Annotated in this window: 3 protein-coding genes; 2 read left to right on the top strand and 1 reads right to left on the bottom strand. The window is 49.0% G+C overall.

The window, feature by feature from the left end; all coding sequences use genetic code 11:
• Window positions 1-161: 161 nt before the first annotated feature.
• Window positions 162-1,832: a DNA mismatch repair endonuclease MutL gene (gene mutL, locus NG833_RS25665; protein ID WP_254568115.1), complete on the bottom strand. Its 1,671-nt coding sequence runs from the start codon at window positions 1,830-1,832 to the stop codon at window positions 162-164.
• 385 nt (window positions 1,833-2,217) lie between these two features.
• Between mutL and NG833_RS25660 the strand changes: the two genes are divergently transcribed.
• Together NG833_RS25660 and NG833_RS25655 are read left to right on the top strand one after the other, a co-directional pair.
• On the top strand, window positions 2,218-5,667 hold the full coding sequence (locus NG833_RS25660) for a S8 family serine peptidase (protein WP_254568114.1): 3,450 nt from the start codon (window positions 2,218-2,220) through the stop codon (window positions 5,665-5,667).
• A gap of 131 nt (window positions 5,668-5,798) precedes the next feature.
• The gene (locus NG833_RS25655) at window positions 5,799-6,353 is read left to right on the top strand and encodes an SH3 domain-containing protein (protein WP_254568113.1); all 555 of its coding nucleotides are present in this window, start codon (window positions 5,799-5,801) and stop codon (window positions 6,351-6,353) included.
• The last annotated feature ends 14 nt before the right edge of the window (window positions 6,354-6,367 follow it).

Raw genomic sequence — 6,367 nt, 5'->3', positions numbered from 1 at the left:
AAATAATGAGTTTTCGTCATCAAATTTACCTCTTGGACAGGCGCGAGAGTGATCGCCTGTCCAAGAAATAACGATTTTTCGTCATTAAATTTATCACCTTGACTAGTCTCTTTGCCTTCTTGAGATGCTCCCGTTACTACGAACATTGGGGAAGTATTCTGTTAAATGCCGTGACTTTTGCCGATGACCCAGTGACGGCGGAAAAAGCGGGCGAGGGAGGACTCTTCTAAGGATAAATAGATGGGTCTGCCGTGGGGACAGGTGCGGGGGTTGCGGGTGCGTTGCCAACGGTCTAAAATATCCTGCATTTGGGGTAAGGTGAGGGGGGTGCCGTTGCGGATGGCGCTGCGGCAGGCGGTGGCGACTTGGGCTTGTTGGATGTCTCCCCCTAGGCTGAGTTCGATGAGGGCGTCGGCACAATCGTCTCGTTGTGCTAAGAGTTCGGGGAGGGTACGAACGGCCCATAATTCGCTGCCAAAGGGTTGGACATCGAGTCCGAGGCGGTTGAGTTGTTCGAGTTGGGCGGGGGTGAGTTGATTGAGGACGATCGGGGGTTCGATGGGGACGAGTTGCCAGCGATCGCAGAGTTGTTCGTATAAAATGCGCTCATGAGCGATATGTTGTTCCACTAACCATAATCCGTTGGGATGTTCGGCAACAATATACATTTGGCTGACTTGGGCGACGGCGCGCAGGTGCAGGGGTTGCGCCCGACTGCCGGATGGGGAATTCTCGTCGGGGTTCGGGTTGACGTGATACGCACCTTTTTCTTCGGATGCTTTCAGGAGTTGGGTAACGCGGTGTTGGGCGGCGTCGGGGGTGGTTTCTGGATTTAACTGCAACCCTTGAGCGATCGCCTCACTGATTCGTTCCTGCCATTGGGTGATATTCTTGAGATAAATTTCCGCTTTGGCAGGATGGCGATTCCAGTCGATTTGTTCTGGGGAAATTTGCAGATGCAGCCAGCAAACCGGGTAGCGATCGCGGGGTAAGGTGCGGGCAAATCCAGCAATCAGGGTTTGTTCCAATTCTGGCGATCGCACGCAGCGTCCGTTTACCGCAACCTTGACCCAATCGGGACGTTGGCGATGGCAGCGATCGGGTAATCCCAACACCAGGGAGAGGGATTCTGTATCACTCACGGACTGGGTTAACGCCTCTAAATCCCCACTCTTGACCCCGCGCAGAATTTGGGGCAGAATCTGTTGGGCGCTTTGTCCCGGGGTAATTTTAAACCAAGGGCGATCGTCTTGTTCCACCTGCCAGATGACATGAGGATGGCACAGGGCGATGTGCTGAATCATCTGCTGGATTGCGCGCAATTGTTGGGGAACCGAGGGCAACCCCTGCCGCCGGGGTTTCCAGCGTTCAAACAGATCGTAGACGGTCACGATCGTGCCCGGGGCGACTGCCGTGGGTTGGAATTGCACTGCCTCACCTTGGGAATTGTATTTCGCACACCATCCCTCACCTTCTGCGACTCGACTTTTAATTTCCAACTGGGACAACTGCGCTAAACTATGCAAAGCCTCACCTCTAAATCCCAGACTGGTAATGTTCCATAAGTCGTAAACATTGTGGATTTTGCTGGTACTGTGGGCCGTTGCCGCCTGTTGCAAATTCGGCAAATCCATGCCACATCCATTGTCTGCCACCCGCACGCGCCAGAGTTGGGGCCACACCGACACGGAGATCCGCGTTGCACCGGCATCGAGGGCATTTTCTACCAATTCCCGCAACACTGCCGCCAGAGAGTCGATTACCTCTCCGGCAGCGATCAGATGTACGACATCTGGGGGTAGGGTTTGAATAATCCTTAACCCAGTTGGCATTTCGTTCCTAGAATTGGGTGGTAACAGAACTTCGTTCACTCCCGTTGTGTTCACTCCTGAAGCCGACTAATTGGTTCCTATTGTATCAGAAATCCGGGACAATCAGGCTGAATTTAACCGTAGCCAAAACTTAAACCCGAGGCGATCGGTTTGAGGGTTGCATTGAATGATGGGGTCATCAAGATGGGTTCAGGTGGATACCCTGAGTGGGGATTTGGCGATCGCTCACCCATTCTGGATGCCCCATAAGAGATACATGGGAAAAAATGCCCCTGATGTAGCCACAAGCATGAACTATTGTTGCTAAATTCAACGGTTTCTGGAACTAAGTGTTTTAATAGAAGTCATCGAGCGCGAATATAAAACATTTCTGGATCGATCGCCGATGTCTTTAGAATTATTTGATGCTAGTTATTACCTCGCTGCCAATCCGGATTTGGCCGCCGTGGGAATTTCCACACCAGACCGACTGTACCGACATTTTCAAACATCAGGTTTAGACGAAGGGCGGGCTTTTTCTCCGTTTGTCAATCTGAATTATTATCGAGAACAATATCCTGAATTAGCCTTTGCGGGACTCACGTCTAACAGTCAACTCTTAAGGCATCTTCAAGGGTGGGGGATTGCGGAGGGGCGAAGTTTCTCCCCCTTGCTCGACCTGAATTATTATGTGAATGGAAATCCCGGCCTTGCCTCGGCATTTGCGGGCAACCTAGAAGGGGCATTTCAACATTTTTTAACCCGAGGATTTGCTGAAAATCGCCGATTTTCCCAATTTATTGATTTGGACTACTACTTAGCGGTTAATCCAGATTTGGAGCAAGCGTTAGGAGGCGATCGCCGTGCGGCATTCTACCATTTGCTGAATACAGGGATTACCGAAGGACGTCGATATTTGCCCGGAGATCTCGGGGCGATCAATTCCTCTCACACCGTAGGAGCCGACCCCAACACTCGTCCCGTTGTCACGTCTGTAGATAGCGAAGACTATTATAAGTTTCGCCTAGATACCTTTAGCGATGTCAGTGTCAAATTAGATGGCAGCAATGCCTCGGCGAACATTCAGTTAATTCGGGACCTCAATAATAATGGGATTCCCGATGACGCTGAAGTGCAAGCGGCGATCGCTGCGGAAAAAGCTCCCGTCTCACAACTAGATCGCTTTGCCACGGCACCGGGAACCTATTTTGTCAAAGTTTCTGCCGATCGGGGAGATACCGCTTATCAGATTAACGTCTCTGCCGTTCCATCGAGTCGCCTCTTGCAAGCTCATGCCGGTAATACGTTAAATGAGGCATTATGGATTGGAGATTTAACCCGTCCTCAAGCACATCAAGGGTTTATTGGCACGAATAATTTCCAAGATTTCTATCGCTTTACCGTCAATTCCACCAGCGATGTACGGTTGTCTTTGGAGAATTTAAGTGCGGATTTGCAAATTCAAGTCATTCAGGATCGCAATGGGAATGGCATCATTGATAGTGGAGAAATTATTTCAACCCAAGCCAATAATGCTCGCAACCTGATTGATTTGAATGGGGATGGAGAAATTGACTTCATGGAGTATCTCAATTCCTTCCGACCCGTGGAAGAACCCGAACCCTATCCGGCTACAGTTTACCTCTCAGGCTTGCAACCGGGAACCTACTTTGCCCGAGTTGTTCAGGTTGATAATCAGACGGCTTATGATTTGATGATGGAGTCTATTCCAGCGGGAGTACCCGCATCGGGAGCAAGAAATACGGAACCCATTAGTTTCGGGCAGATTGGGGTATTACGCGATCGCTTTGAAGTGGCCGATTTTATCGGCGAAGCCAATCCTTACGACTTTTATCAATTTGAACTAGATCAGACTCGAAATCTTGATATCAAACTCCAAAGTTTAGAACAGCCTGCGGATTTTTTCTTGATGCAGGATATCAATAATGATGGGACTTTTACCTTCCAGGAATTTATTACCTATCCCGGAGAAGAACCCACTCTAACGCCCCAAATTAATCGGGTACTGGGACAGGGAACTTATTTTCTGGGAGTGGTTAAAGTTGGTGGAAATACACCCTATTTCCTCACCATCGATAAAACTGCTCCCACCTTGCCTTCTTCCGGAGCCGGAAATACCCTGGGGACTGCCGTCGATGTGGGAGCTTTATCCGAGGTACAAATCAAAAGTGATTTTTTGGAAAGTATTAATCCAGAAGACTATTATAAATTTACCCTGGATACTTTTCAAAACGTGAAACTTTTTCTGTATGAGCTCAGTGGCAATGCTCAACTTTCTTTGATTGAAGATATTAATGGCAATGGAATTATTGATCCCGATGAAGTGATTGTTTCCTCGGAATCTCAGGGTGCGGCTCAAGAGACAATTGAACGGACTTTGAGTCCCGGAACCTATTTTGCCCGGGTCAATACCATCCAAGGAGATAGCACCTATAATCTCTGGGTAGAAGCGAATGCTCCAGAACTTTCTCCCAATGCAGCAGGGAATGGGGTCGCCAATGCGTTTAACTTTGGCTTGCTCGATCGCGTGCAGCGCACATCAGGAATCATTGGACCCGAAAATCCCAATAATTTTTACCAATTCCAACTCGATCGCCCTCAAACTATCAGCCTATTTTTAGATGGTTTAAGTGCGAATGCCGATTTGTATTTAGTTCAGGACCGCAATTTTAATCAAGCTATTGAACCGGAGGAAATGGTTGCCCTTTCCACCCAAAAAGGTTCGACATTAGAACAAATTCACCTCACCCTAGACCCAGGAAACTATCAAATTATGGTGTCCCAAGGGGGCGGTCCAACGGCTTATGAGTTGAGTCTTTCTCCGCAGCTTTTTAATCGCTCATCAGGGTATGGCATGGTGAATGCAGCAGCGGCAGTGGCAGCGGCAGTCGGGACTGAACCCTTCCCTGAAATGCCGCCACAGGTGGGTTCAAATTGGGTTTCGGATATGGTGAATGCACCCGCCGCCTGGAATCAAGGTTATACGGGGGAAGGGGTGATTGTCGCCGTGATTGATGGTTATTTAGATTATACTCACCCTCAGTTAGCCGGAAGCATTTGGACCAACCCGAATGAAATCAACGGCAATGGCATTGATAATGATGGCAATGGATTTGTTGATGATATCATCGGCTGGAATTTCTTGGATGGCAATAATCAGATTAATCGGATCGATCCGTTAGAGGGTCATGCCAGTCATGTCGCGGGAATTATTGCCGGAAATAATAATGGCATTGGCAATAGCGGAATTGCTCCCAATGCCATGATTATGCCCGTCCCTGTCATTGGTGCATTTACCGGAACAGAAGAACGGATTGCCAACGGAATTCGCTATGCTGTGGATAATGGTGCAAGGGTAATTAACTTGAGTTTGGGCGGCGGTGCTGTGAATAATACCCTGAAAGAAGCTCTCATTTATGCCCGAGAAAAAGGAGCAGTGATTGTCTCGGCATCTGGAAATGATGGATTAAACTCTGCTGGAGGAGATCAACGGTTTAGTGCAGTCAGATATCCAGCCGCTTATGCCTCGGAATTCGGCATTGCAGTTGGCGCAGTGACTCGCGATCGCCAGGTGGCTGACTTTACCAACCGGGCCGGTACTGATATCCTTAATTATGTGGTTGCACCGGGAGAAGATGTCTATTCTTCTGTGCCCATTAATACCTACGATTTCTGGAAAGGAACCTCAATGGCTGCTCCCGTTGTCAGCGGCGTCGCTGCACTGATGCTCAGTGCTAATCCAAATTTAACCCCCCAACAAGTGGAGCAAATTATTACCGGAACCGCTAATCCGAATGGCATTATTGAGGATGGTGCATTCGATGTTTTGGGTTAATTTTATAGCGGTTCCCGCCCTCCTGATATCTTTACCCTGCGAATCAGGGAACCGCTATATCAAAAAATCTGCCCAGTTTCCTGAAAAAAACATCCGATCGCTGCTATCACCGATCCTATAGGAGTGTAGAAATGAAACGCAATATTGTTGTCTTTTCTGTATTGAGCGGGTTCACAATTTTGGCGGTTGTGCCATCGAGTTGGGCACAATCCGAGGAGAATCTTGACCCCAACTGCCGGACCTGGTATCGTCGGGTGACGACGGAAGGGGGGGTGCTGAATGTGCGAGAGAATACCGATACGAATGCCAGAATCCGGGGAACGGTTCCGAATGGGACGGTGGTGTTATTTAATACAGGCGATCGCAGTGGAAATTGGTCAGAAATAACCGCCCCCGGTGGGTTGACAGGTTGGGTTGCCGAACGCTTCCTCACTTACCATCATTATGGAAACAGGCAGTTTACAGGGTCGATGCAAGTCAAAACCTTAGAAGGGGGACCCGTTAACCTGCGATCGCCTGGTGGAGAAGTGATTGCCACTGTCCCCAACGGCACCCTCGTAAGGGAACTCCAAAAAATAAAACCTTCAAAAAACCCGCACCCTGAAGGGTGGAGGCTCACAGGACAAAGCCCGCCTGCGCGGGCTAAAAGAGCCTTGTTAGGTGCGATCGCATCAAAGCAAGGATGATTTATTTGTTGGAA

The organism is Oscillatoria sp. HE19RPO, assembly GCF_024220515.1.
Lineage (GTDB): Bacteria > Cyanobacteriota > Cyanobacteriia > Cyanobacteriales > Laspinemataceae > Laspinema.
Note: the sequence above shows the minus strand (reverse complement) of the source record. Positions and strands in the feature narration are given on the sequence as shown.

Coding starts and splice junctions, on each gene's coding strand:
- NG833_RS25655 (WP_254568113.1), top strand. CDS start 5,799: ATGAAACGCAATATTGTTGTCTTTTCTGTATTGAGCGGGTTCACAATT.
- NG833_RS25660 (WP_254568114.1), top strand. CDS start 2,218: ATGTCTTTAGAATTATTTGATGCTAGTTATTACCTCGCTGCCAATCCG.
- mutL (WP_254568115.1), bottom strand. CDS start 1,832: ATGCCAACTGGGTTAAGGATTATTCAAACCCTACCCCCAGATGTCGTA.